Below are 24,395 nucleotides of genomic sequence, written 5' to 3'. Positions count from 1 at the left end.
TATCTAACGTCGGCCTTCCGCAATGCGCCACAAAATGCCAGCGAGCCCCGCGAAAGCCAATGCGCCCAACAGCATATAACCGCCTTCACCCAAAGCGCCCATTAAGGCAGGTTCCAGCGTGAGTGACGCCAGACCGTTGTAGATCGACTCATTCACCGACAGTAAGGCCACCGCTACGCCCGCCAGCGCCCCTCCTGCCACTAAGCCGGTAGCAAACAGATTACCTTTGCCCAGATCGGCGTCTTCTTCTACCGTGCCTTTACGTTTGGCATTCCAGTCGACGATGGCTTTCACAAGGCCACCGGTGAAAATGGGTAAGGTTGTAGACAGGGGCAGGTATAACCCTACCGCAAAAGCCAGTGCACTAACACCGCATAACTCAAACACCAGGGCAATGAAAGCACCAACCAGTACGAATTGCCAGTCGAGATTAAACGATAATAGCCCTTTGATAAGCGTAGCCATGAGGGTGCCCTGCGGTGCCGGAAACTTATCGGAGCCGATAGCGTGGGTTATTCCCTGCGCCAGCAAGTCGGGGGTTGGCGTATCCAGAATCTTTACGGTTGCTCCTACGACCAGCGACGATACAATAACACCAATGAACAGGGCCATTTGCTGATATTTTGGCGTAGCGCCAACCAGATACCCCGTTTTTAAATCCTGCGACGTACCACCGGCATTAGCGGCCGCTACGCAGATCATACTACCCACGACCAATACGGCTGGCTCATAAATTTTTCCGGTCAGGCCAAAGGCGATAAACACAAGCGACGTCCCCATGATGGTTGCAATGGTCATCCCCGATACAGGAGAGGAGCTCGATCCGATCAACCCTACAATCCGGCTGGCTACGGTTACGAAAAAGAAACCGAACACAATAACCAGTACAGCAATCAGCAATTTCGTAATGACAGAATCGCCGGGAATTTGCGGCAGCACAACCATTAAAGCAGCCAGCACAATACTACCGATGATGACTATCCGAACGCTCAAGTCCTGCTCCGTACGGCGCGTATGGCTGCCTGTGCTTAAAGCCTCTTCTTTTTCGATAGCATTGATAGACGATCGGCTGAAGCTCTGCTTAAATGAAGAGACAATCGTTGGAATGGTCTTGATCAGCGTCATAAATCCACCGGCTGTAACCGCACCAGCGCCAATCTGCCGAATGTAAGCCCGATATACAGCCACAGCGGTATCGGCAAACGTATGTGTGGTCGGATTCCAGCCGCCCGGTCCGCCTGCCGTTTGCAGGTTAGTCAGATAACCGAGTTTCTGAAGTTGCAAGGCAATGGTATCGCCTGGTACAACCGATGCCAGCAACGGAATCAGCCCCAGCCACGCCAGAATGCCCCCACCGACCAGTACGGCTGAAATACGAAATCCGATGATGTAGCCAACGCCCAAATATTCCGGTGTGATTTCGCCAGCCACCTGCGCCGACGGGAAATAACGGTTTGCCTGTTTCGTTGCCCAAACGGGCACTTCGGCAATCACGTGCAGCACTTTCTGTAGGAGTGCATACAGTAACGCAACGCCCAAACCCTGGTAAGCCGTTTTGGCAAAGTCACCCCCTTTTTCGCCTGCTATCAGCACCGACGCACAGGCTGTCCCTTCCGGGTAGGGCAACGTACCGTGCTCCTGTACAATCAGCGACCGACGTAACGGAATCATCATCAACGTACCGATCAGCCCACCCAGAATTGCCAGTGTCAGAATTGTCCAGTAATTAAAAAAATCAGCCCCACTCCCGTTTGTTAGAAACAAGAAACCCGGCATGGTAAACACGACGCCCGAGGCAATGCTCTCCCCTGCCGATCCCGTCGTCTGGATGATGTTGTTTTCGAGGATGGTTGTATTCAGAAATTTGCGCCCGAGCGAAATGGCCAGTACAGCAATTGGAATAGAAGCCGACACCGAAAGACCGGCTTTCAGGGATAAATACACGGTTGCAGCTCCGAACAACACGCCGAAGACAGCTCCAGTAATGACGGCTTTTAATGTAAACTCAGCGGGTGATTCGGTGGCAGGAACGAACGGTTTGTGAGCAGGCACAGATTGGGACATAGTCGGTATGGTTTATCATGCGGCTTCGTTACGCATGACAAAGTAAGACATTCCCAATAGATACCGAAATCAGGGCTTATTTTACTGCACCGCCCGCGTCCTGTACTGGTCCATTACGTCGCTGGGATGAATTTCCAGCACATGCGCCAGTACCAGCAACACCAAGGTCCGGGAGGCAATCCGGCGCGAAATACCAGCAATGGAAGCAAACAGATCGACCGTTATGCTATTATGCTCGCCGAGATGTTGCATGAGCATTTGCTCTTTTTCTCCATACGTAAAGCGAATATCGCGGTCGGCCTGTTCGCCCTTCAAAATCTCGCGAACTTCCCGGCTGGCCTGCACTGATTTGTCACCTACGCGAACGTAGGCTTTTTTATCATCAGGATTAGCTGGATCGGGAATGATGTAATGGGGGCGGGTTGGGCTGCGCGGTACACGAATGACCAGAACCTCACGTTCGTCGTAGAGCTGTACGCGTTCGATTGTGTAAGAAATTCGCGGAAAACAATATTTGTTGATTGCCCGGACGAGTAGGTATTCGTCTTCGTCGGCATATTTCAAACCCGGAATCTTTTTGTCGTCACCGACGCCGATGAGCATGATCCCTCCATTGGTATTAGCGAAGGCGACCACGCCCCGAATGATTTTTTCGGGATGATTTGTTTTCAGCTTGAACTCTAAATTGCTACCCTCTCCCCGTTTAACCAGGTTTTTGAGCGCTTGATAGTCCATAACCGATGGGGTCATCTGGTTGAGCACCGAATTGGGATAAATATACGGCTTTTCCACAAACATGCAAGAATTAGGCCTATATCTCTACTTTACGTCGAAAACTGCTCTTATTTGCATCAACTTTTCGACCTGACAAACCGTTAACTACCTGAATGAACAATGTAAAATAAATAATGTCTACTACCGGGCGGTACTGTTTACCTATTTAGGTAATGACATTATTAATTAGCCATTTTGCATTATCCATCTACCCTAATAAACGTAAATATGCTGCTAAACGTTGCTTTGGTTCTGGGTACTTTCCTGTTTATGGAGGGCGTTGCCTGGTTCACGCACAAATATGTGATGCACGGTTTTTTGTGGAGTTGGCACCGTGATCACCACAATCATCACAAAGGTTTTTTTGAGATTAACGACCTGTTCGCCGTAGTGTTTGCCTTAACGGCAATTAGCCTCATCGGAACAGGCGTCGCTTATCCTGAGCTGGATTACCTGACCTGGATTGGTGCCGGTGTGACCCTGTACGGATTCTTTTATTTTATGTTCCACGACATCATTGTTCACCGACGCGTGAAAGTAAAGCTGGACACCAGCGGTCGATACATGCAGCGAATCATGCGGGCGCATTACATTCACCATAAAGTGCATACCAAAGAAGGGGCCGAAGCTTTCGGCTTTCTGTACGCACCCAAGAAATATGACCGGCCGGTAAAGAGCGATTCAAAATCGACAAAAGCCCAAACGTAACGCCTGGATTCAGCAATCTTCAGATACAACAAAAGGCGTAATCCACATTGGTTGGGTTACGCCTTTTCCGTTGGCAATCGGCCGATCAATATTCGTCTTCGTTGAAAAAGAAATCGTCTTTCGTTGGATAGTCCGGCCAGATCTCTTCAATACTTTCATAGGGCTGCCCATCGTCTTCAAGTTCCTGAAGGTTCTCAACAACTTCGAGAGGAGCGCCTGAGCGAATGGAATAGTCAATTAATTCATCTTTGGTGGCAGGCCAAGGGGCATCTTCCAGGTACGATGCCAGTTCGAGTGTCCAGTACATAGTGTGTTCGTATTTAGTGTCTATTCTTCAATGAGGGTGCAAAAGTAAAAAAACCGTTAATATCCAAGCTATTTTACGCAAAAATGTTCATTAGTGTTGCCAGGATAGGATTTAGCCGATTAACGCGAAATATCTTCTTTTGTTTTGAGCGCTAATTCAACTTGAAACCTGAAATTTGAAACATTGAATTTAAAATGCAACAATGCTGGTCGAAGTAGGAGCTTATTCACTGGAATCATGCCTGAGGGCACAACGGGCCGGAGCCGGACGTATTGAGTTATGCGGGGGTCTTGCCGAAGGCGGTACAACACCTAGTGCCGGGCTGATCCAATTGGCTCGTCAGGGCCTGACGATTCCATTCTATGTTATGATTCGGCCCCGCGGGGGCGACTTTTATTATTCAGATACTGAGCTTTCTGTGATGAAGGCCGATATTCAGCTGGCAAAATCATTCGGAGCCGACGGTATCGTATTGGGGCTTTTACAACCGGATGGTACTGTTGATGAACAGCAAACCAGAGAATTAATTGACTTAGCCAGCCCACTACCCGTTACGTTCCACCGGGCGTTTGATATGACCCGCGACCCACTGGAAGCCCTCGAAGCCATTATCCGCACAGGAGCTGTTCGAATTCTGACGTCTGGCCAGCAGCAAAATGCCGGAGCGGGTTTAGCTGTTATTCGTCAGCTTTCTCAACAGGCTGGCGGTCGAATCGAAATTATGGCGGGGGCGGGCGTGAATTTCCAGAATGCACAAAATTTGATCGAAGCGGGAGCCGATGCCCTCCATTTGAGTGGCAGTGCGAAAGAAGAGAGCCGGATGGTTTTTCGGCAACCGGCTGTTTCTATGGCTTCCAGCGTACCGGGCGAATACGAATATGTAGAAGCACAGGAAGATAAGATTCGGGCGGTGGTGCGTCTGGCTACAGCACAATAGCCCGATTGCCCGAAATAAAGACGCGGTCATTAAAAACCAGCTTGAGCGCCTGCGACAATACGATCTTTTCAACATCTCTGCCTTCGGTAGCCATGTCGGCAGCCGTATGCCGATGATCGACTTCTTTTACATTCTGCGCAATGATTGGCCCTTCATCCAGGTCATTGTTGACAAAATGGGCCGTAGCACCAATAATTTTTACGCCCCGCTCATACGCCTGTCGATACGGGTTGGCCCCGACAAAGGCAGGCAGAAACGAATGGTGGATATTAATAATCCGATTGGGAAAATGATCAACAAAACTGGCCGTAAGAACGCGCATGTATTTGGCCAGTACCAGATATTCCGGCTCATAAATAGCCAGCGTACGCAGGATGGCCTCTTCATGCTCTTCGCGGGTTTTCCCCTCGTGTGATACGTAATGAAAGGGTATACCGAACTTGCTCACTAAAGGTTGCAACAGATTATAATTGCTCACAACTGCCAGAATATCAGCATCCAGTTCATCAAAGGCGTACCGGATCAACAGTTCCCCAAGACAGTGATGTTCTTTGGTAACCAGAACCACAATATTCTTCTTACGCTTGGGATTTAGCCGAAACTGAATTTCGCTCTGACTTGTCGAATCGGGCAGGGTTGTTTTTAATTCGTGCAGTAAAGAATCGCTGTTGAATTGACCTTCAAACTCCGTCCGCATAAAAAATCGGCCCGACGGACTAACGTATTCATCGTTGTGTATAATGTTCAGATTATGCCGAAACAGTACCCCCGTTACGTGATAAATCAGCCCTTTACTATCGGGCCCATCCATCAGTAAGATATGTTTATCAGGAACCATCATCTATGTTTTGAATAAATTGGCTAAAAGTAGCAAATGCCAACCGTTTATTCCTTTATTTTGACCCGCAAGCCCCTCACACTCCTATATTAATGATAAATCGACGTCGTTTTTTAACCATTGGCTCCCTTGCAGGGCTGATCCCTTCGTTATCGTTCCGATCAAAAAAATCAGCCTCTGGTCTCGTATCGACCCTATCGTCAGAACCTACCCGTCTGGCCGCTAAACCTATAGTTATTTCAACCTGGAAACAACCAAAAGCGAATGCAGCGGCTCAGGCTGTGCTGGATAAAGGTGGCCGGGCACTTGAGGCCGTTGAAGCGGGCGTCCGCGTGCCGGAAGCTGATCCTGCCGATATGAGCGTTGGGTATGGCGGCCGCCCCGACCGCGATGGTCACGTTACGCTCGACGCCTGCATTATGGACGAAAGAGGGAATGCCGGCTCCGTTACGTTTCTGGAACACATCATGCACCCCATTTCCGTAGCGCGTGCAGTGATGGAAAAAACACCCCACGTAATGCTCAGTGGCGAAGGTGCTTTAAACTTTGCGTTGGCTCAGGGGTTTAAGAAAGAGAACCTCCTTACCAAAAAAGCGGAAAAAGAATGGCGGGAATGGCTCAAAACAGCTAAGTACAAACCCATTGCCAATATTGAACGACACGATACGATTGGTATGCTGGCTATTGACGATCAGGGAAATATTTCCGGAGCCTGCACCACAAGCGGACTGGCTTACAAAATGCGGGGCCGTGTCGGCGATTCGCCTATTATCGGGGCGGGCCTTTTTGTTGACAACGAAATTGGTGGGGCTTGCGCAACAGGGCTGGGTGAACTGGTCATGCGCACCTGTGGCTCCTTTCTGGTGGTTGAACTGATGCGCCAGGGCCGAACACCGCAGCAGGCCTGTGAGGAAGCCGCACTACGTATCGTGAAAAAGCAGGATTATAAAGACATACAGGTTGGCTTTCTGGCAGTAAACAAGAAGGGCGAGTCTGGCGCTTTCAGTATTCAGCCAGGTTTCAACTATACCATAACCCAACAAAAGCAGACCCAGGTAATCGACGCAAAATCGTACTTGAAATGAACAAGTTTTTCTTTTATTGTTTATAGTACGTAATTGCCGTGCAAAACCCGGTAGTACTCTTGCTATACAACTAGTTTAAAAATCAATAACAACATTGGAATCGGTATTTTCAACATCGAAGCGGAAGCTCCTGCTCGAAATCGCCTGGGAGGTGTGTAATCAGGTAGGTGGAATTTATACGGTTATTCGGTCGAAAGTGCCAGCAATGGTCGAAAAATGGGACGATAACTACGTAGCACTGGGTCCGTATTTTCCGCAGCGATCAGCGGCTGAATTTGAGCCTATTACTGAATCCGACGAAACAGAAATTGGTCAGACGGTTCGGAAAATGCGGCAGCTGGGCTTCCACATCGAATATGGCTACTGGCTGGTCACGGGTCGTCCTCGGGTCGTGTTGTTCGATATCAATAGCATCAGCGCGGATCAGCTTAATCAGATAAAAACGCAACTCTGGTTAAACCACCAGCTCTCAACACTCCACATTGAGGACCTTGTCAATCAGACCATTGCCTTTGGTGAGATGGTCCGTCTGTTTATTACGCTACTCGCCGAAGATCATGCCCGTCGCGTTGATTTTGTTGCGCATTTTCATGAATGGATGGCCAGTACGGGTTTGCCGGATTTGCGTCGTGACAACGTCAAAGTCGCTACTGTATTTACCACCCACGCCACCATGCTCGGGCGCTATCTGGCGCAAAATGAATCGGGTTTTTACGGAAAGCTGCCGTTTTTCGACTGGAAACGAGAAGCGCAGCATTACGGTATCGAGACGCAGGCAACCATTGAGCGACTGGCGGCTTTACAGGCACACGTTTTTACGACGGTCAGCGACGTAACAGCCCGCGAGTGCGAAGTTTTCCTAGGTCGAAATCCAGATTTGGTCCTACCCAATGGCCTGAACGTCACCCGGTTTGCGGCAGTACACGAATTTCAGAACCTACACGTTCGCTACAAACAGAAGATTCATGAGTTTGTCATGGGCCATTTTTTCCAGAGCTATTCGTTCGATCTGGAAAAAACGCTCTACTTCTTCACCTCGGGCCGGTTTGAGTTTAGTAATAAAGGATATGATCTGACCCTTGAGGCCCTGGCCCGGCTCAATTATCGAATGCGCCAGGCCAACATGGACACTACGGTTGTGATGTTTATGGTTACCAAACAGCCATACACCTCAATCAATCCAGACGTATTACACTCCCGGGCTTTGCTCGATGAGATTCAGGAAACCTGCGAAAGCATTGAAAAACAGGTGGGTGAGCGGTTGTTTCATGCAGCGGCTTCAAATACCCAGAGTACAACTTTACCCGATCTGAACAATTTTGTGGACGATTACTGGCGGTTACGACTCCGCCGTACGGTGCAAAGCTGGAAGACAAACCACTTACCTCCCTTTGTAACGCACAATCTGGTACAGGAAGACGACATGACCCGGTTTATCCGGCAGGCCAATCTGGTAAACAATGAATTTGATCGGGTCAAAATCGTGTATCACCCTGATTTTATTGCATCTACCAATCCATTATTTGGCCTGGATTATAGCCAGTTCGTGCGCGGCTGTCACCTTGGGGTGTTTCCAAGCTACTACGAGCCCTGGGGATACACGCCACTGGAGTGCGTTGTGCGTGGTATTCCGACCGTGACGAGTGACCAATCGGGTTTTGGTGATTTTATCATGCAAATCATGCGCGATTACGAAAACCGGGGTATTTACGTCATTAACCGCCGGACCCAATCCTTTAATGAGGCCGCTGATCAATTGACCGATGTATTGTATCGGTTCGTACGGATGGCTCAGCGTGACCGCATCAAGCAACGTAACCAGGTAGAAAGCATTGCCGAAGTTTTTGACTGGAGCAGCCTTCGTTCGTATTACGACACCGCCCACGATTTAGCTTTGAAGCGTAAAAAACCCTGATTTAATGGCTAATGCATACGGATTGATGTATAGTGGCGGCATTAGCCGTACATCAATCCGTATGCATTAGCCATTTTTATTGTATGATTAGAATTGGTATTATCAATGTTTCTGACCGCGCCAGTGCAGGTGTCTATGAAGATATTCCGGGCAAGGCTGTTGTCAGTTTACTGACTGATTGGCTTACAAGCCCCTGGGAACCTGTTTACCGGATTATACCCGACGAGCAGAATCAGCTTGAAGCCACACTAATTGAACTGGCCGATAAAGAAGGCTGCTGCCTGGTTGTCACAACGGGCGGCACTGGCCCCGCTCTGCGCGACGTAACGCCCGAAGCTACGGAAGCCGTTTGTCAGAAAATGCTGCCAGGCTTTGGTGAATTAATGCGGCAGGAAAGTCTGAAATACGTGCCAACAGCTATTCTGTCCCGCCAAACAGCGGGTATACGTAATCAAACGCTCATTTTAAATCTTCCGGGTAAACCTACCGCTATCGGCCAGTGCTTATCGGTAGTGTTTCCAGCGATTCCTTACTGTATTGATCTTATTGGCGGGCCGTTTCTAACGACTGACGCGGCAAAAATGAACGTGTTTCGGCCCAAGAGTTAGCAGAATACAATTTTACTGGGGAAAACTAACTTTCCCCATCGTTACGCTCGGAACCCCCTGCCTTTCTCCAAACGAAGTAGCGCCCCCGGCCAAGGTCTCGTTGGCTAATACTGCAAAGAGAACAGCTTCTTTTGCGTCACCGCTAATGCCCAGTTCGTCGGTTTGGCTAAAGGTACACTCAGGTAACTGCGTACGTATCGCTTGCGTTAGCACCGGATTATGCATACCTCCTCCGCTCATGTAGATACGGTACATTTCAGATTTACGTATTACGCGCCGAATGGCATCTACGATCGTATCGGCACTAAACTGGACCAGCGTTGCCATTAGATCCGCAGCGGATAGATCCGTTGAGTTACTACGGGCCTGAGCATACTCAACGTAACGTATATTAAACACTTCAGGGCCTGTGGTTTTCGGGAAAGGCGCGTCGAAGAAGGAGTTTGTTTTTAAAGCCAGTAGTAAGTCTGCATTTACCTGCCCTAACGAAGCCAGCATCCCATTTTCGTCGTAGGCTTTGTTCAGAAGTTTTCGGGCATAAGCATCTAAAAGTGTATTTCCGGGCCCTGTATCGGTCGTGAATACGTTGCTGGCGTCTCCATCAGCGGGGAGATACGTAAAATTGGCAATCCCTCCCATATTAAGTAAAAGGCGGTTTTCGCCCTTTTTTGAAAACATGAAGTAATCGCCATAAACGGCTAAGGGCGCTCCTTCGCCCCCGTGTGCTACGTGTTTCTGGCGAAAATCGCTCAGTGTGATAATTCCCGTTATGGCTGCAACATGGTCACCATCACCTATTTGAAGCGTTGCGTTGGGGAACTTATCCCGCTTATGCTGGATTTTGGGGGCATGATAGACGGTTTGTCCATGACTGGCTACAATATCTATTTCGCCGGGGTCAATGTCCCAGATACGCAGGCAATCAAGCACCATCTGGCCATGTATCCGGCCAATGTATGGGTTTAACAAACAAAGTTGCTCAAATTCGATTTCTAGTTTAGCAAATACAGTACGGATATCATCTTTCAGGGAATCGTTATAAGGTAATGTCATAAAACGTTCAACTGAAACCTGAGTAGCAGGGCCACTACCGGAAATGCGACACAGGGCTACATCGAGGCCATCAAGTGACGTACCGGACATCAAACCGATAATTCGGCGCTCGTCTTTCCGGGCGATATCGTATAATCGTTGAAGTTGTAAATTCATTTTTAAAGTATAATTCCCGACGTACAGCTACTGCATTGACTATGCAGTAAGCTGGCAAACTACAAACCATAAATCATAAAAAGCATGAATTTCTGGGGTACCGAGCAATTTTCTTTTTTGAAAGTATCCTGTTTTTGGTATTAGGCCGTACGGTTGATGTCATTGAAACCCAGTTTTTGTCAGGTGGCGATATTAATACAGCCGCTCAGGTGTTTTCGTCGGAAGGCGTATTTTTCATTAAATGGAATCAGTTTGAACACACTGAAAACCAGTCTATGTTCGAAACGGAAGCCCTTGGCCTTGATTTATTACGTCAAACAAATGCCTTCCGGATTCCTCAAGTAATTGGCTATGGCAAACATGGTGATAAAGCTTATTTAATACTGGAATATATCGAACCGGGCAAACCCAGCAAAACCTATTGGGAAACGCTTGGCCAACAACTGGCAACTTTGCACGCGCACTCACAACCAGAATTTGGTTTGCATTTTAACAATTTTATCGGCTCACTACCTCAGACGAATACACAGACAGCCAATGGGTACGATTTTTTCTTTAACCATCGGCTGCTGCCTCAGGCCGGTTTAGCGTTTTATAAAGGGCTGTTATCCAAATCGACGTACGATGCTCTTTTTCGTCTATACAAGCGTTTCCCCGAGTTGCTGCCAGACGAACGACCCGCTTTACTTCACGGCGATCTGTGGTCGGGTAACGTACTGGTTAATGAAGACAGTAATCCCGTGCTGATTGATCCGGCCGTGTATTACGGATTCCGTGAAGCCGAACTTGCCTTCACTCGGCTGTTTGCCGGTTTTGATGAATATTTCTATGAAGCCTATGACGAATCATTCCCGCTTCAGGAAGGCTTTAATGAGCGAGTAGCTATTTATAATCTTTATCCGTTGCTGGTTCATGTGAATCTGTTTGGTTCAGGTTACGTTAGTGGCGTAGAACGTGTATTAAAACAGTTTTAATCAGTCAGTAAGCCATCCATTGGTGAGTCGGTCCAGCCACTTTTGCTGATCGGCGCCTTGTGACTTGCCGCCTATTTTTTTATGGACATTACTTCTTTCGAACAGTTTGAGCTAAACCGGCAGTTACTGAATGCCATAGCTGAACTGGGCTATACAGAACCGACCCCCATTCAGCAGAAAACGATTCCGTTAAGTCTGGGAAATCACGATGTACTCGGCATTGCTCAAACCGGAACCGGCAAAACGGCAGCCTATTTGCTCCCGCTGCTTATGAAGATAAAATATGCACAGGGATCTGCACCTCGGGGACTAATTCTGGCCCCCACGCGTGAACTGGTACTACAAATTAATGAAGCGGTCAGCGAACTGGGCAAATACACAGACCTTCGTCATCTGGCGTTATACGGTGGCCTTGGCCCTAAAACGCAGATCGAGACACTCCGTAAAGGGGTTGATTTACTGGTAGCTACACCCGGCCGGTTTATGGACCTGTATCGGCTTGGCGAGATTGTGACGAAAGATATACGTACCATGGTGCTTGACGAAGCCGACAAGATGATGGACATGGGGTTTATGCCTCAGATTCGATCTATTCTGGAAGTGATCCCGACAAAGCGCCAGAATTTACTGTTTTCGGCAACTTTTGGCGGACGCGTCGAACGCTTATCAGCCGAGTTTCTTGAAGCACCCATCAAGGTAGAAGTGACACCTCAGGCATCCACAGCCGAGATGGTTAATCAGGTTCTTTATGAAGTGCCGAATTTTCGGACCAAAATTAACATGCTGGATTACCTTGTCAGTAAAGACGCTTTCCAGCGGGTTATCATCTTTGCCCGTACAAAGGGAACTGCCGAAAACATTTACAAATTTCTGGCCCGAAAAGTAGTTGAGTCCGACAAAATCAGGGTTATTCATGCCAACAAAGGCCAGAATACACGTATCAATGCGATGGACGCTTTCAAAGAAGGAAATGTTCAGATTCTAGTTGCAACGGACGTAGCGGCACGAGGTATCGACGTAGCGCAGGTAAGCCACGTCATTAATTTCGACCTACCTCTGATTTATGAAGATTATGTCCATCGGATTGGCCGTACCGGGCGAGCGAATCATACGGGTGAAGCCATTACGTTCCTGACAATGGCCGAGGAATACCATGTGCAGAAAATCGAGCGAATCATTCGCATGACCATTCCCCGCAAACCTTTACCCCCTGAAGTAGAGGTTGTTGAAACCCCTTTCGACGAGCAGCAGGCCATGTTACGCGAAATCGACGAGCAACGCCGGAAGGATGATCCAACGTTTCTGGGCGCTTTTCACGAGAAAAAAGCAAAGAATTTACCGAGCCCTAAAAGCCGGCTAAAAGCTAAATCGAAACTCCCTAATACGAAGAAAACCGCGCCCTCTTCCCCCGGCACACGGTCTGGGATACCGACCGGAAGGCCAGGCGGTGCAGCTGGACAAAAAGGAAGCGGACAAAAGCGGTCCGGATCGCGCGGTGGTCGGCGTTAATTTATTGATAATGTACTAAGTTGGACCTCACTATCGTTTTATCGAGACACAGACTGTGGTGTATTGATTTCTATGACCGTTCGGATTTATCTGATACAGTGGACTTTAGTAGTGTTGCCTTTTTTGGCAGCAGCGCAATCTAAGCAGTTCGTTACGTCGGCGCGTTCAGGCGATTCTGTTCGGCAGTCAGGAACGTCTACTATTTCTATAGAAACAATAGCCCAACCGACAGCAACATCTCCTAACGACAACACTGAAGTTATCACGGGTTCGGCCAATACGCTCCCTCTGTTTGGTGAACGTCCGAAAACAGCCGATCAAATAAGTGAAGAAATTCATTTCCTCAACGACTGCGACCGAAATTTCGGGAGCCGTTCGGAGGCCAGCGATTTTTTGCAGCCCGTGGCTGGGATTATGTCGACAATGGGCAGTTGGATACAGCGGCTTACCGATTTAATTTATCGTGGCTGCTCAACAATCGAAATCCAGATGCGTATTGGGGCCTGGGCGTTGTGTGCTATCAGAAAAATCAGCTCCCGGATGCTATCCGAATGCTAAAAAAAGGGCTGACTTTTGCCGACAGTAACGTTGTGCTAATGACTGATCTGGCAACTGTGGAAATAAAGCACTTTCAGGATAAAGCAAACGCCGACGTATTAACGGACGCTGAAAGCCATTTGCAGCAGGCGGTAACTATTAACCCGACGAATGCCGCATCGTACCAGAAGCTCTCGGTTGTTTACTTTTTAAAAACGGAGTACGGAAAGGCGTGGGAATATTTGCATCAGGCCCGTAATCTCGACCTGTCTAGCCTGGATATTGCTTATCTCAATGAGCTGCTGGCCAAACAGGCTGACCCAAAAGGAATATTTAAGTAAAAACATACCCAAAAAACAAATGAGTCGCTAACCTTTTTGATTAGCGACTCATTTGTTTTTTGGGTATTCGAGTTAATTTTCTGTCTCGTCTTCCTGAACAACTTTTTCTTTAGCCCGTTCGAAAGTCACTTTACCTTTTTCATCCCATTCGGTAATGGTGTAAGGCTCAAACGAGTTATCCCACTGATCACTGGCGTATTGAGTCAATTTCCGGCGCATCCGCCGACCGCTTGGGTTGATAGGATAATATTCCGTCCAACGGCCGATTTTTACGCCATTGTCGTATTTTCCTTCTTCTGCCAGCAGCCCATTTTCGTGGAAAGCCAGGTACGTACCTTTCAATTTCCCGTATTCCATGGGAATGATTTCCTTAATTTTCCGGTGCGTTGAATCATAATACGTTAGTTGAGATTCCGCCGGAACGCCCCTATGCCACCGCGCCTTATCGGTGAGCATAAATTTGGTATCGTATTTTTCCCAGCGGCCATCTTTCATACCGGCATAATAATATCCCTCTTCAATCAACGCTTCGTTCTGATAACGTCTGTAAGGCCCGTGCAGCAATAGACCTGTTCCTTCGTCTTTGATGATTGAACTCGTTACCCGATTCGATTTCTGATAATAGCGAAAAATTTCCCGGACGTAGGGAAGCGGCTTAACTGCATCATTGTCACGTAGTACGCTAAATTCTTCAATAATCGTTCTATCGCCACTGCCGAACTTTGTGTAGGCCTTCACAATTGAAAGACCTTCGTACTCAGTTCTAGCCAATTTTTGCTTATTTTTCTTGTCTGCCTTAAGTTTTTTGAGTTGTTTTACTTTTAATCCTAAATCTGGCATTATACCCGCCACATAAGCATCCTTCTGCTCCTTTAACGACGACATAGTTGGCAACCCAAGCGTTGTGAGCGATGACGGTACAGATGAAAATGCGGACAATGGTGACTCAGGCGCTCCTGAAGGAGCCAGCACAGGCTTCGATGCTGTTGTAAGTGAAGCTGGCGCCGTTGCGGAAATCTGAGCCCTCACGTTAGACACGCAGCCGATAATACAACTAAATAAAAGAGATATCAGTAACTTTAAGTTAACTTTCAACATAATACCAGTAAACGATTGATCCCTGAATTCTGTTAGTTTTGCAACGCTTCAATAAGTCGTATTATTTTATTTATCTATACTATCCACCTGCACGTCTGGTGGTTTACTAATCATAAATACTTGTGGAAAAACAGGCCCGCATTTATGTTGCCGGACACCGAGGAATGGTTGGATCGGCTCTCGTTCGTAAGCTTCAAGCCGAAGGATATACTAACATCATCACACGCACTTCATCAGAACTCGACCTGCGAAACCAAACGGCCGTAGCCGATTTTTTTGAGCAGGAACGCCCTGAATTTGTCTTTCTAGCAGCTGCCAAAGTGGGTGGTATTCTGGCAAACAATACGTATCGTGCTGAATTTCTGTACGATAACTTAATGATTGAATCGAATATCATTCACAGTGCTTATCAAACAGAAGTTAAGAAATTACTGTTCCTTGGATCATCATGTATTTACCCGAAAATGGCTCCGCAGCCGCTGAAGGAAGAATATTTACTGAGTGGTTACCTGGAATCAACCAACGAACCGTACGCCATCGCCAAAATTACGGGTATCAAATTGTGCGAAGCTTATCGGAGCCAGTACGGCAGCAATTTCATCTCGGCTATGCCGACAAACCTGTATGGCCCTAATGATAATTACGACCTGAATGGGTCTCACGTACTACCGGCACTTATCCGTAAGTTTCACGAAGCAAAAATCAATAATCAGCCTGCTGTTGAAGTTTGGGGAACCGGTTCACCACGACGTGAGTTCCTTCATGCCGACGACCTCGCTGATGCCTGTTTCTTCCTTATGGAACATTACAGCGGTGAACTATTTGTCAATATTGGGACAGGTGTCGACGTAACAATTCGTGAATTGGCTGAGATGGTTAAAGAAACGGTTGGTTTCGAAGGCGAACTTCGCTGGAACACGGAAAAACCCGATGGAACTCCGCGTAAACTGATGGACGTATCACGGCTGCACGATATGGGTTGGCAACACAAAACCGAACTCAAAGAAGGCATCGAACGGACCTACCAAGATTTTCTACAGAATGAAGTATTGTATGTAGAATAGAAATAGGTCGTAAGTCGGTAACTGATAATTACCGACTTACGGCTTTTTTTATAATGCCTTCGCCGGGTTGCCAAATACAGTTGCGCCCGCTCCTACATTTTCGACGACAACAGAGCCCGCTCCGATGCGGGCATTTTTGCCAATCGTAACGCCCGATACGATTGTGGCACCTGTACCAATAAAAGCCCCTTCTTCAATTGTAACGCCACTATTGATGATACTTCCGGTTCCAATCTGGACGTAATCACCAAGTTTTGCCTTGCTTTCGACAACAGCACCCGACAAAATAATACAGTGCTGCCCTATGTCGGCATATGGATTTATTACAACTCTGGCTGCAATCAGATTACCGTGACCAATCGTAGCTAATCCGGAAACGATTGCCGTATCATGAATTGCATTGACAGGCTGTACTTTACGCCGTTCGTTGAGCATTTTGACCAAGCGTTTACGTACCCGGCCGTCACTAATGGCCACGAAAGATTCGCATTTGCTACCAATCAGTTTTAGAAACCCGTCATCGTCTGTATCGCCCAGCACCGATACGTCGCCAAATTCTTTGCCATGCAGGTCTTTATTATCGTCTAACAGACCGTATACGACTACGCTGTTTCGCTGAAAAAGGTCCAGGGCTGTTACGCCCAGGCTACCTGCTCCAAAAATTAGCACTGGATTCTCCATTATTTGTGGTTTGTTAAGTGAACGTGAACAACTGCTCATGCAGAGTGCCAATCTTGTCAATTTGGTAACATTCCGATAATTCTCCGTTCATGCATGATAGGTAGTTTCGTTCATGCAATTACGTACGCAATTCCGCACAATTGTTCTTTCCGATATCCATCTCGGTACAACCGGGTCGAAAGCGAAAGAAGCCACCGAATTCCTGCGAAATTACTCCTGCCAGAAGTTAATCCTCAATGGCGACATTGTTGATGGCTGGCAATTAAAACAGTACGGTACCTGGAAGAAAAAACACACTGCTTTTTTTAAAACCGTTTTAAAGCAAATCGTTCACTACGATACTAAAGTTGTTTATCTGCGTGGTAATCACGACGATTTTCTGGATCAGATAATGCCGCTTAAAGTAGGGCGCAATTTCTCCATTCGAAAAGATTATACGCTGACATCCGGTACCAAAAAGTTTTACGTAACGCACGGCGATGTATTCGATTCGATTACGTCGCATATGAAATGGCTGGCTTATCTGGGTGATATTGGCTATACGTTTCTGCTGTGGGTCAACAAGTTTTATAACAACTACCGGACCTGGCGCGGGTTGCCCTACTACTCACTCTCGCAACGCGTCAAATCCCGCATCAAACATGCCGTCAGTTACATTTCTGATTACGAACAGAAATTAATTGAGCTGGCCCGCGCCCGTAATTGCGAAGGTGTTATCTGCGGCCATATTCACCAGCCTGCTATCCGCGAATTAGACGGCATTACGTACATGAACTCAGGCGACTGGGTCGAATCGCTCAGTGCGCTGGTTGAAGATCACGACGGCAACTGGAATCTACTTTATTATACCTCCGATTTATCAAAGGACGAGAACGACACTAAACCTGCTGATATAGAACGTATTAAACCGCTATCTGTTCCAACAAACTAATCTTTATGCAGTATGCGTACTTTATTTTTAGTACAGGGCGAAGGTCGTGGCCATTTAACACAAGCCTTATCGCTGGCGCAAATTTTACAGGTAGCCGGGCATGAAGTTATCGGCGCCATAGTCGGTGTGACAGCCGAACGGGACGTACCCTCTTTTTTTCGAGAAGCATTCGCGGCACCGATTACGCCCGTTTTTAGCCCTGGGCTGGTATACAACACAGGGACAAATGCCCTTGAGCCATTCAAAACCACAATTCGGGCCATTCGGGATATTCGGCCATTCTGGCGAAGTTTGAAGCAGGTTAAACAGATTATTGATACACAAAAGCCCGATGTAGTTGTCAACTTCTATGAAATGCTGGGTGGCTTAACGTATGCACTGTTACGTCCGTCAGTACCGATGGTTTGCATTGCTCATCAATACATGGTTTACCACCCGAACTTCCAATGCCCTGCGGGGAAGTGGTTTTATCGACAAGCTTTTACCATCAATACTCAACTGACATGCTTTGGAGCGCGTGAATTGCTGGCGCTATCGTTCGATAAACAGCCCGACGAACCTAGGAGGCATCTACGCATTGTACCGCCCCTATTGCGTCAGGAAGTGATTGACATGAAGCCCACAATGAGCGATTTCCTACTAGCTTACGTTACGCAACCGGGCTTGAAAACGGAATTGCTGAAAGCGCATCAGCAAAATCCTCAGGTGCCGATGCATGCTTTTCATGCAGGTACCCAAAAACCGGATGAATTTATTGATGAAACCTTAACGTATCATGCCATCAACGGCAAACGATTTCTGGAATTTATGGCTCAATGCAAAGCTGTTGTTACAACGGCTGGCTTTGAGTCGGTCTGCGAAGCGGCATATTTAGGGAAACCCGCTTTAATGATTCCTCAGCCCAACCATTATGAACAAGCCTGCAACGCCATCGATGGGCAGCGGGCCGGGGTTGGTGTTGCCGCCACCGATTTTGACCTGAGTCAGCTACTTGCCTATCTTCCCCACTATGATTCGCCGGTAAGCGAACGTTTTCGGGCGTGGCATGCGCAAGGTTATTTTTTGTTTTTAGCGGCTCTAAATCGAGCTATTCTGCCCAAAAGTAAACCCTCTGGCGGATTCTTATCAACACGCGTTCGGCAATTACTTCGGTCCTGACTGATAAAAAAACGACAACGGATTAGAAAACCGAAAGGAATAGTCTAGCTCATTCAGTAATTTCTCCGAACCGATAATTTTAAAAGAGACGGGTTTTTCTGGCTCAACGAACGTTGGCAACTCATAACCAAAATCTGCGCAGCTTTTTCGGTAAACGGCTTCTCTGGTAGGATGCTCAGGCGCTACCGCGTTAAACGTACCGGCCATTTTTTGCTGAATGATAGCTGCGAGAATGCCCACAGCATCATCGCGATGTAGGTAATTGACTGGCACGGCTCCGCTGTCTACGGTTCGGCCAGCTACGTATTTGCCCGGTATTCGATTATAACCCATTAGGCCAGCGCAACGTAAAACTGTTACGGTTCTGCCAGGCGCCAAAGCCAGCACGAGTTGCTCTGCCTCAACCAAAGCAGGGGCCGCCGATTGCTGCGGTTCATTAACGTCGTCCTCAATAACGGTTCTCTTTAGCTCTGGATAAACCGACGTGGAACTAACGTAGATTACATGCTTTATTGGCGATTGTGGTATAGCAAGCGTCAGATGACGTATTTGCTCAGGATGAAACTCATTTCCCTGTTTTCCTGCCTTTGGGGGAATGTTGATAAGTAGTATATCAGCCTTCAGTAGAACGTCTAAATCCTCCGTTGGTGCAGGATTTAACTGAAGCTGGTAAGCCTCAATGCCCTGCCGCTTAAGCACAGACACTTTGTCGCTGGACGTAGCACTGCCTTTCACCTGGTACCCTTTCGACAGAAGGTATTCTGCCAAAGGAAAGCCAAGCCAACCGCATCCTATAATCGAAATAACTGGATTGCTCATCCATCAAAACCCGATACCAAACGTAAGCGTTCGAACATCAGGGCCTTTATCAGTTTGAAAGAGAGGGTTCAGGTCATATTTCACAAAGAAATTGACGTTCCTTAATCCTAAATGGGCTATTAGGCCGTAACGGTAATCATTCAGATAGAAATCAGAGTGACGCCGATCTTTACTACCATCTGCTTCTTTTATTTTCCGGTAACTGTCAAGCCGGTAATTAACGTACCCGCCAAATCCTAAGTGGCAAATTTTTCGGCCGTCATTGTTGTAGAATGTAACGCGGGGAACCACTGGAATACCAATTGTACAAACAGTCAACTTGCTTTTTTGCAGATCCCGACCTGCATCGGGGAAAGCTATCCCCGCAGGTTGTTTTTCGGCTACGTTATTTCCCTCAAACATAAAATTATTCCAGGCCACCTCAACGCCATAATACAGCTTCAGCGATGCGTATTTACCCCGGATTATGGTTGGCATGGCGCCTATCGATAAAGCAATGTAACGAGAGCCAATTGGCCTTAAATCGTAACTCTCTTCCGGATAGGCAGGTGAAGTACTTTGCTGAATAAAATTATTAAGGCCGATACTTACGCCATAATCAATATTCCAGTTGTCGCGACCGTGGTTTCGATTTCTGGCCCGCTCATAATCCCGATCCGTTTGATTTTTTTCCCGCACCACGGTTCTGGTAGTATCGCCCTTGTCATTGATCACAATCGTAACGCCATCCTTTTTCCTTGTGACGACCAGAACTGTGTCCTTTAAAAACCGTTCGCCGTTTTGCGAGATAGCCGTTGGTCCACCTGGTACCGAATCGAGTTTCATGCCCATCTCCCGCACAATTTTATTCAGGTCATAGTTTGATAGGGCCTGAATACCTGCTTTATCGGGCGCATAGATCACTAGTCGGGTGCGGTTGGCAAATCGAATAACTAATGAATCCGTCGGCGCTACAGACGTTGCCTGAGCCGTTAATGATGTTACTAAGGCAATTATTGTTGCGACGATAAGTACTACTCCTTTCATTGTTTGGCGGATTTATCTTTATCTAAACTACGCTTCAAACCGTTGTAAGCACGATCCAGCAGCCCACGGTCCTCTTCGCTGGCGTTGTCCCGCTTAGCGAACAGCTCACCATGTTTGATACGCTTTACCTGCGCCCATAATCCACCTGCTTTAGCATCCTTTTCTAGCTTGTCATTTACCGCAACTACAGGTTTGTCCTCAATAGAGGTTTTAGCAGCCTGGCGCGCAGCTACTAACGAAGTAGGTTCATCGATTGTCACAACCAATACTCGCTCAGCGGGTGAAATAGGCTTGGTTACTGGTTTAACATCTGCCACCTGCTCTACTGTTGGTTGATTCGTTGCGTTTTTGCCAACTTCTGTTGTCTCTGGTTTAGGCTGGCTGTCAGCAGCTTTTATCTGTGCCAGAACGGGCTCATCGGACACGGGCGCTATCGATGGCTTGAGAGTTGTCTTATGGCTATCAGCCAATCGATTCGTTGAGGTATGTATGTCTTTACCGACTTCATTCGATTTTCCAACTTTACCAATCTGCTCTTTATTTTCTGGCCGGTTTGGAACGACATGCGCTATTGGATAAGACACATCATTGTCAGCAACCGAAGCAGGCTGGGAGCGTTCATTATCAGAATTAGCAGGCTGCTGAGTCGGCCTGGCTTGCTTCACAGCTACAGCCGGCGAGTTAGAAGTCGTTACGTTATTTGATGACAAATAAAGCCAGCCAAACAGGCACACGATCAGCAAGCAGGCCGCAATGGCCATATACCGTTGTACGAATGGGTTGCGCCATACCATAATACGTGCTTCCGGCTTGTTCTGGCCCATACGCGCCTGTAACCGCTCAAACCCATTGGAGCTTGGCGGCATCGACATATTGCTCAGTTTACGAGCGAATAAGTCGTCAATTGGCTGTTTTTCGGTATGTTTTTTCATAGTATTCTGCCTGGCCAGTTCGTTGTTCTGGTGTCTGTTCTAATTTCTTCACATTTGCCTGTAGCAGCACCCGCGCCCGACTCAACTGCGACTTTGAAGTACCTTCTGAAATACCTAACATCTCCGCGATTTCTGCGTGAGAATAGCCCTCAATTGCATACAGGTTAAAGACTGTACGATACCCATCAGGCAATTGATTCACTAACCGCAGTAAATCGTGTTCATTCAATGACGAGTCGGCCCATTCGTAGTTTGGTTCAACGGTCACGTCCTCAATAGGGATTTCCTGACGCCACTGTTTCGACTTCCGCAGAAACATAAGTGATTCCGTTACCATAACGCGCCGTACCCAGCCTTCGAAACTCCCATCTTCGCGAAACTGCTCAATCTTTTCGAAAACGCGCATGAAGCCATCCAGCATCACCTCTTCGGCATCGGCCCGGTTAGCGCAGTAACGAGTACATACTGCCAACATTTTACCAGCAAACCGTTCATAAACGACTTTATGCGCACGACTTTCGCCCCGCTTCAACGCAGCTACCAGCTTTGCTTCTGTCGTAAAAAACGGTATAAGTCGCAGCATATTCGTTTAGGTTCATGGGCAAGATGCATAACTGCCCCGATAAGGTTGCATGGATAAAAAATATTTTTCTAAAAATAAAAAAGGGCCTGTTAGAGCCCTTTCACATATTTAATTCCAGCTACATAATGGAGCCAGATAACTCGCGATATTCGAAAGTTAACTGGCGCAATCAGCACCATAACCGGCGCTACTACAGCGGCATAAACCCAACCTTCTGGATCGTGGCCTAAATAAAACAGTAAAAACCCCAATACCAACGCAACTCCACCTGAGATAGCATAGCTAACATACATAGCTCCGATAAAATAACCCGGTTCGACTTCGTATCGCAGACCGCAGTGCGGACAAAGCTCATACATATCATCGAAGCCCCGCGGTGAATAAAAAGGGTGTTTAAAGATTTTACCTTTTCTGCACCTAGGACATAGCCCGTTTAACGCGGCCTGCAATCTCGAGACGTCTCCCATGCTCTCGTTTACTGTGTCGATACCATAAATAGCCAATCGACGCAACTATCAGGTAAGGTGCTAATAATAGATATAGAATGCCAAAATTCAGGTCTGAAGCCACTATACTACGACCATTGCTTACGGTACTCTCAACTGTACCACGACACATAGCACATTGGGCCATCAAGTCGGGTGTAATCACAAACAGGAAACCAATTAACAACCACACTTTCCAGTTTTTCATCGTTTTTGTGAGTTAATGGATGTAATAGGGCTTAATCATCAAATACACTATCACTCCTGTAATGCTAACGTATAACCAGATAGGAAAGGCATATTTTACCGTCTGTTTATGACGTGCAATTTGTCCACTCAACGCATAATACACAGCCTTTAAGACAAACCAGACTACTACAACTGATAACACTATATGCGACACTAGCAGGAAGTAGTACACTGGCCGAATCCACCCTTGTCCCCCGAATGCCGTTGATTCGTTGGTAAGATGGTACAAAACATAACTAACTAAAAACAACGAACCAAGTGCAAAAGCCGTCAACATGGTACGCTTATGCGCTTCTACGTTTCTTTGTCTGATGAAGTATAATCCCATCAACAGTAAAACCGACGTAAGCGAATTGATTATCCCATTTAAGTGCGGCAAATACGTTGTCCAGCTTCCTAAATCCACTTTCTGACGAATACCAAGTAATACGGCTACCGCAACTGGTATAGCCAGCGCCAGAATATTAATAATTCGGTTGGCCTTGTGCTCCTGAACAGGTTGTAGCATTTCCATGAGCAATAAATTATTTTTTGTTGTAAATATCGAGCAGGACGCGCATTTCAAGGATTAGCCGGTCGACATCCTCCTTGTCTGTTCCATTATAAAACCCTCTGATAATACCCCCTTTATCCACTAATACCAACTTTTCGGTATGAATAAAAGTTTCGTCTGGCTTACCATCCTCTACCCCTTTATCAACTACCGGAAGGTAATAGCCATGCATGGCCAAGTCATAGATATCAGCTTTACTACCTGTCAGGAAATACCACTTGCCGGGTATAGCTTCATACTTTTTGGCATAGGCTTTAAGCTGCTCTGGACGGTCGTGCTCGGGATCGACGGTATGCGAAAGAAAGACAATAGCAGGGTTATTTCGGAAAATATCCTGCACGCGAGTGAGTTGTGAAGAAATACGGGGACAGATGGTTCCGCAACGTGTGAAGAAGAAGTCAGCTACGTAGATTTTATTTTTTACGATTGACTGATCCACTGTTTTACCCTCCTGATCAATTAATCTGAAAGGAGGTATATGATTAAAAATTGTATCCGTTATTTCACTACCATCCGGCAAATTCACTTTACCCATCAGAGGGCTTCCCTTTGTTGAATCTATTTTGGGAAGATAGCGTGGCAATACGTAATGATTTTGCGTACCAAACCTCAGAAATAGATACAATAAAGCCGGGACCAGCAACGTAGTGAGCAGAATCCCGGCTTTTTGTGTGGCCGTCATATTTTAACGTAATTCAAAAATCGATCCACCTTCCATCAGAAGAGCAATTAACAGCCAAACGATGAAAACGATAGGAACAACGATCGCCCAAATAAGGCTTTTCACTTCATGCTTTAAGTGCATGAACTCGCCAACAATATAAAAGGCTTTTACTAAGGTCATTATAATGAAGAAAGAGGTCCGAAGTCCACCCGCTTTCATCAAATAAGCCAGGGTAAATTCAACGACCGTAATACCCAGTAAAATCCAGAATGTACGCCAGATAGTCCCTGTATTTGCGGGTGGTATTTCCCCCACCTCATGGGTTCCGTGTGTATGGTCAGACATG

General features: G+C 47.1%; 26 protein-coding genes and 1 pseudogene. 11 read left to right on the top strand and 16 right to left on the bottom strand.

Annotated elements, in window-relative coordinates; genetic code table 11:
• Nucleotides 1-3: 3 nt before the first annotated feature.
• Nucleotides 4-2,064 (bottom strand): OPT family oligopeptide transporter, encoded by a 2,061-nt coding sequence (locus LN737_RS05610; protein ID WP_405516954.1) that lies wholly within the window; start codon nucleotides 2,062-2,064, stop codon nucleotides 4-6.
• A gap of 81 nt (nucleotides 2,065-2,145) precedes the next feature.
• Nucleotides 2,146-2,814, bottom strand: a complete 669-nt coding sequence (locus LN737_RS05605) for a helix-turn-helix domain-containing protein (protein ID WP_405520318.1) — start codon at nucleotides 2,812-2,814, stop codon at nucleotides 2,146-2,148.
• A 252-nt stretch (nucleotides 2,815-3,066) separates the two neighbouring features.
• On the opposite strand from LN737_RS05605, the gene LN737_RS05600 reads away from it, so the two are divergent.
• Entirely contained in the window at nucleotides 3,067-3,546 is a 480-nt protein-coding gene (locus LN737_RS05600; protein ID WP_405516952.1) for a beta-carotene hydroxylase, read from the top strand.
• 85 nt (nucleotides 3,547-3,631) lie between these two features.
• Here LN737_RS05600 and LN737_RS05595 read toward each other — a convergent pair whose 3' ends face one another.
• Nucleotides 3,632-3,853 carry a DUF2795 domain-containing protein gene (locus LN737_RS05595; protein ID WP_009284883.1) on the bottom strand — a complete coding sequence of 74 codons (222 nt, stop codon included), beginning with the start codon at nucleotides 3,851-3,853 and terminating at the stop codon, nucleotides 3,632-3,634.
• 202 nt (nucleotides 3,854-4,055) lie between these two features.
• On the opposite strand from LN737_RS05595, the gene LN737_RS05590 reads away from it, so the two are divergent.
• Nucleotides 4,056-4,790, top strand: a complete 735-nt coding sequence (locus tag LN737_RS05590; protein WP_405516950.1) for a copper homeostasis protein CutC — start codon at nucleotides 4,056-4,058, stop codon at nucleotides 4,788-4,790.
• Here LN737_RS05590 and purU read toward each other — a convergent pair.
• Nucleotides 4,777-5,601, bottom strand: a complete 825-nt coding sequence (purU, locus tag LN737_RS05585; protein ID WP_405520316.1) for a formyltetrahydrofolate deformylase — start codon at nucleotides 5,599-5,601, stop codon at nucleotides 4,777-4,779. The two genes, LN737_RS05590 and purU, sit on opposite strands and share 14 nt — an antisense overlap.
• 119 nt (nucleotides 5,602-5,720) lie before the next feature.
• Between purU and LN737_RS05580 the strand changes: the two genes are divergently transcribed.
• From LN737_RS05580 to mog, 3 genes are all read left to right on the top strand, one after another.
• Nucleotides 5,721-6,713, top strand: coding sequence for an isoaspartyl peptidase/L-asparaginase family protein (locus LN737_RS05580; protein ID WP_405516948.1), 993 nt, complete (start codon nucleotides 5,721-5,723; stop codon nucleotides 6,711-6,713).
• A 94-nt stretch (nucleotides 6,714-6,807) separates the two neighbouring features.
• Entirely contained in the window at nucleotides 6,808-8,628 is a 1,821-nt protein-coding gene (locus tag LN737_RS05575) for a glycosyltransferase (RefSeq protein WP_405516946.1), read from the top strand.
• An 83-nt stretch (nucleotides 8,629-8,711) separates the two neighbouring features.
• Nucleotides 8,712-9,236 carry a molybdopterin adenylyltransferase gene (gene mog, locus LN737_RS05570; protein ID WP_405516945.1) on the top strand — a complete coding sequence of 175 codons (525 nt, stop codon included), beginning with the start codon at nucleotides 8,712-8,714 and terminating at the stop codon, nucleotides 9,234-9,236.
• Nucleotides 9,237-9,248: 12 nt separating this feature from the next.
• Here mog and LN737_RS05565 read toward each other — a convergent pair whose 3' ends face one another.
• Nucleotides 9,249-10,445, bottom strand: a complete 1,197-nt coding sequence (locus LN737_RS05565; RefSeq protein WP_405516943.1) for an anhydro-N-acetylmuramic acid kinase — start codon at nucleotides 10,443-10,445, stop codon at nucleotides 9,249-9,251.
• 134 nt (nucleotides 10,446-10,579) lie between these two features.
• Here LN737_RS05565 and LN737_RS05560 point away from each other — a divergent pair, with 134 nt between their 5' ends.
• The 3 genes and pseudogenes from LN737_RS05560 to LN737_RS05550 all read left to right on the top strand — a co-directional run bounded on the left by LN737_RS05560 (nucleotide 10,580) and on the right by LN737_RS05550 (nucleotide 13,806).
• Nucleotides 10,580-11,419, top strand: coding sequence for a fructosamine kinase family protein (locus LN737_RS05560; RefSeq protein WP_405516941.1), 840 nt, complete (start codon nucleotides 10,580-10,582; stop codon nucleotides 11,417-11,419).
• An 81-nt stretch (nucleotides 11,420-11,500) separates the two neighbouring features.
• Nucleotides 11,501-12,928: a DEAD/DEAH box helicase gene (locus LN737_RS05555; protein ID WP_405516939.1), complete on the top strand. Its 1,428-nt coding sequence runs from the start codon at nucleotides 11,501-11,503 to the stop codon at nucleotides 12,926-12,928.
• A 72-nt stretch (nucleotides 12,929-13,000) separates the two neighbouring features.
• Nucleotides 13,001-13,806, top strand: a pseudogene (locus LN737_RS05550) (tetratricopeptide repeat protein).
• A gap of 72 nt (nucleotides 13,807-13,878) precedes the next feature.
• On the opposite strand, the gene LN737_RS05545 reads toward LN737_RS05550, so the two are convergent.
• Nucleotides 13,879-14,691, bottom strand: a complete 813-nt coding sequence (locus LN737_RS05545; RefSeq protein ID WP_405516938.1) for a toxin-antitoxin system YwqK family antitoxin — start codon at nucleotides 14,689-14,691, stop codon at nucleotides 13,879-13,881.
• 335 nt (nucleotides 14,692-15,026) lie between these two features.
• Here LN737_RS05545 and LN737_RS05540 point away from each other — a divergent pair, with 335 nt between their 5' ends.
• On the top strand, nucleotides 15,027-15,968 hold the full coding sequence (locus tag LN737_RS05540) for a GDP-L-fucose synthase (RefSeq protein WP_405516937.1): 942 nt from the start codon (nucleotides 15,027-15,029) through the stop codon (nucleotides 15,966-15,968).
• A gap of 48 nt (nucleotides 15,969-16,016) precedes the next feature.
• Here the strand turns inward: LN737_RS05540 and LN737_RS05535 are convergent, their stop codons facing one another.
• A complete protein-coding gene (locus tag LN737_RS05535) occupies nucleotides 16,017-16,649 on the bottom strand; it encodes an acetyltransferase (protein WP_405516935.1) in 633 nt (210 codons plus the stop codon).
• Between the two features lie 112 nt (nucleotides 16,650-16,761).
• Between LN737_RS05535 and LN737_RS05530 the strand changes: the two genes are divergently transcribed.
• The gene (locus LN737_RS05530) at nucleotides 16,762-17,580 is read left to right on the top strand and encodes a UDP-2,3-diacylglucosamine diphosphatase (RefSeq protein ID WP_405516933.1); all 819 of its coding nucleotides are present in this window, start codon (nucleotides 16,762-16,764) and stop codon (nucleotides 17,578-17,580) included.
• Between the two features lie 12 nt (nucleotides 17,581-17,592).
• Complete coding sequence (locus LN737_RS05525; RefSeq protein ID WP_405516932.1) at nucleotides 17,593-18,738, top strand: glycosyltransferase family protein; 1,146 nt, start codon at nucleotides 17,593-17,595, stop codon at nucleotides 18,736-18,738.
• Here LN737_RS05525 and LN737_RS05520 read toward each other — a convergent pair.
• The 9 genes from LN737_RS05520 to LN737_RS05480 all read right to left on the bottom strand — a co-directional run bounded on the left by LN737_RS05520 (nucleotide 18,724) and on the right by LN737_RS05480 (nucleotide 24,394).
• On the bottom strand, nucleotides 18,724-19,506 hold the full coding sequence (locus LN737_RS05520; protein ID WP_405516930.1) for an SDR family NAD(P)-dependent oxidoreductase: 783 nt from the start codon (nucleotides 19,504-19,506) through the stop codon (nucleotides 18,724-18,726). The two genes, LN737_RS05525 and LN737_RS05520, sit on opposite strands and share 15 nt — an antisense overlap.
• Nucleotides 19,507-19,560: 54 nt before the next feature.
• A complete protein-coding gene (locus LN737_RS05515) occupies nucleotides 19,561-20,583 on the bottom strand; it encodes a hypothetical protein (RefSeq protein WP_405516928.1) in 1,023 nt (340 codons plus the stop codon).
• Complete coding sequence (locus tag LN737_RS05510; RefSeq protein ID WP_405516927.1) at nucleotides 20,580-21,515, bottom strand: hypothetical protein; 936 nt, start codon at nucleotides 21,513-21,515, stop codon at nucleotides 20,580-20,582. Before LN737_RS05510 ends, LN737_RS05515 begins: the two co-directional genes overlap by 4 nt.
• Nucleotides 21,484-22,098, bottom strand: coding sequence for an RNA polymerase sigma factor (locus LN737_RS05505; protein WP_405516925.1), 615 nt, complete (start codon nucleotides 22,096-22,098; stop codon nucleotides 21,484-21,486). Before LN737_RS05505 ends, LN737_RS05510 begins: the two co-directional genes overlap by 32 nt.
• 89 nt (nucleotides 22,099-22,187) lie before the next feature.
• Entirely contained in the window at nucleotides 22,188-22,457 is a 270-nt protein-coding gene (locus LN737_RS05500; RefSeq protein WP_405516923.1) for a DUF983 domain-containing protein, read from the bottom strand.
• A 58-nt stretch (nucleotides 22,458-22,515) separates the two neighbouring features.
• Complete coding sequence (locus tag LN737_RS05495) at nucleotides 22,516-22,791, bottom strand: hypothetical protein (protein ID WP_405516922.1); 276 nt, start codon at nucleotides 22,789-22,791, stop codon at nucleotides 22,516-22,518.
• 12 nt (nucleotides 22,792-22,803) lie between these two features.
• Complete coding sequence (locus LN737_RS05490) at nucleotides 22,804-23,346, bottom strand: DUF420 domain-containing protein (protein ID WP_405516920.1); 543 nt, start codon at nucleotides 23,344-23,346, stop codon at nucleotides 22,804-22,806.
• A 10-nt stretch (nucleotides 23,347-23,356) separates the two neighbouring features.
• Nucleotides 23,357-24,067, bottom strand: coding sequence for an SCO family protein (locus LN737_RS05485; RefSeq protein WP_405516918.1), 711 nt, complete (start codon nucleotides 24,065-24,067; stop codon nucleotides 23,357-23,359).
• Nucleotides 24,068-24,070: 3 nt separating this feature from the next.
• Nucleotides 24,071-24,394, bottom strand: a complete 324-nt coding sequence (locus LN737_RS05480) for a cytochrome C oxidase subunit IV family protein (RefSeq protein WP_405516916.1) — start codon at nucleotides 24,392-24,394, stop codon at nucleotides 24,071-24,073.
• Between the last annotated feature and the right edge of the window lies 1 nt (nucleotide 24,395).

It is taken from the genome of Spirosoma sp. KNUC1025, from assembly GCF_045160025.1.
In the GTDB taxonomy this organism is placed as follows: Bacteria; Bacteroidota; Bacteroidia; order Cytophagales; family Spirosomataceae; genus Spirosoma.
Note: the sequence above shows the minus strand (reverse complement) of the source record. Positions and strands in the feature narration are given on the sequence as shown.

Coding starts and splice junctions, on each gene's coding strand:
- LN737_RS05610 (WP_405516954.1), bottom strand. CDS start 2,064: ATGTCCCAATCTGTGCCTGCTCACAAACCGTTCGTTCCTGCCACCGAA.
- LN737_RS05605 (WP_405520318.1), bottom strand. CDS start 2,814: ATGACCCCATCGGTTATGGACTATCAAGCGCTCAAAAACCTGGTTAAA.
- LN737_RS05600 (WP_405516952.1), top strand. CDS start 3,067: ATGCTGCTAAACGTTGCTTTGGTTCTGGGTACTTTCCTGTTTATGGAG.
- LN737_RS05595 (WP_009284883.1), bottom strand. CDS start 3,853: ATGTACTGGACACTCGAACTGGCATCGTACCTGGAAGATGCCCCTTGG.
- LN737_RS05590 (WP_405516950.1), top strand. CDS start 4,056: ATGCTGGTCGAAGTAGGAGCTTATTCACTGGAATCATGCCTGAGGGCA.
- purU (WP_405520316.1), bottom strand. CDS start 5,601: ATGGATGGGCCCGATAGTAAAGGGCTGATTTATCACGTAACGGGGGTA.
- LN737_RS05580 (WP_405516948.1), top strand. CDS start 5,721: ATGATAAATCGACGTCGTTTTTTAACCATTGGCTCCCTTGCAGGGCTG.
- mog (WP_405516945.1), top strand. CDS start 8,712: ATGATTAGAATTGGTATTATCAATGTTTCTGACCGCGCCAGTGCAGGT.
- LN737_RS05565 (WP_405516943.1), bottom strand. CDS start 10,445: ATGAATTTACAACTTCAACGATTATACGATATCGCCCGGAAAGACGAG.
- LN737_RS05555 (WP_405516939.1), top strand. CDS start 11,501: ATGGACATTACTTCTTTCGAACAGTTTGAGCTAAACCGGCAGTTACTG.
- LN737_RS05545 (WP_405516938.1), bottom strand. CDS start 14,691: ATGTCGTCGTTAAAGGAGCAGAAGGATGCTTATGTGGCGGGTATAATG.
- LN737_RS05535 (WP_405516935.1), bottom strand. CDS start 16,649: ATGGAGAATCCAGTGCTAATTTTTGGAGCAGGTAGCCTGGGCGTAACA.
- LN737_RS05530 (WP_405516933.1), top strand. CDS start 16,762: ATGCAATTACGTACGCAATTCCGCACAATTGTTCTTTCCGATATCCAT.
- LN737_RS05525 (WP_405516932.1), top strand. CDS start 17,593: ATGCGTACTTTATTTTTAGTACAGGGCGAAGGTCGTGGCCATTTAACA.
- LN737_RS05515 (WP_405516928.1), bottom strand. CDS start 20,583: ATGAAAGGAGTAGTACTTATCGTCGCAACAATAATTGCCTTAGTAACA.
- LN737_RS05510 (WP_405516927.1), bottom strand. CDS start 21,515: ATGAAAAAACATACCGAAAAACAGCCAATTGACGACTTATTCGCTCGT.
- LN737_RS05505 (WP_405516925.1), bottom strand. CDS start 22,098: ATGCTGCGACTTATACCGTTTTTTACGACAGAAGCAAAGCTGGTAGCT.
- LN737_RS05500 (WP_405516923.1), bottom strand. CDS start 22,457: ATGTATGAGCTTTGTCCGCACTGCGGTCTGCGATACGAAGTCGAACCG.
- LN737_RS05495 (WP_405516922.1), bottom strand. CDS start 22,791: ATGAAAAACTGGAAAGTGTGGTTGTTAATTGGTTTCCTGTTTGTGATT.
- LN737_RS05490 (WP_405516920.1), bottom strand. CDS start 23,346: ATGGAAATGCTACAACCTGTTCAGGAGCACAAGGCCAACCGAATTATT.
- LN737_RS05485 (WP_405516918.1), bottom strand. CDS start 24,067: ATGACGGCCACACAAAAAGCCGGGATTCTGCTCACTACGTTGCTGGTC.
- LN737_RS05480 (WP_405516916.1), bottom strand. CDS start 24,394: ATGTCTGACCATACACACGGAACCCATGAGGTGGGGGAAATACCACCC.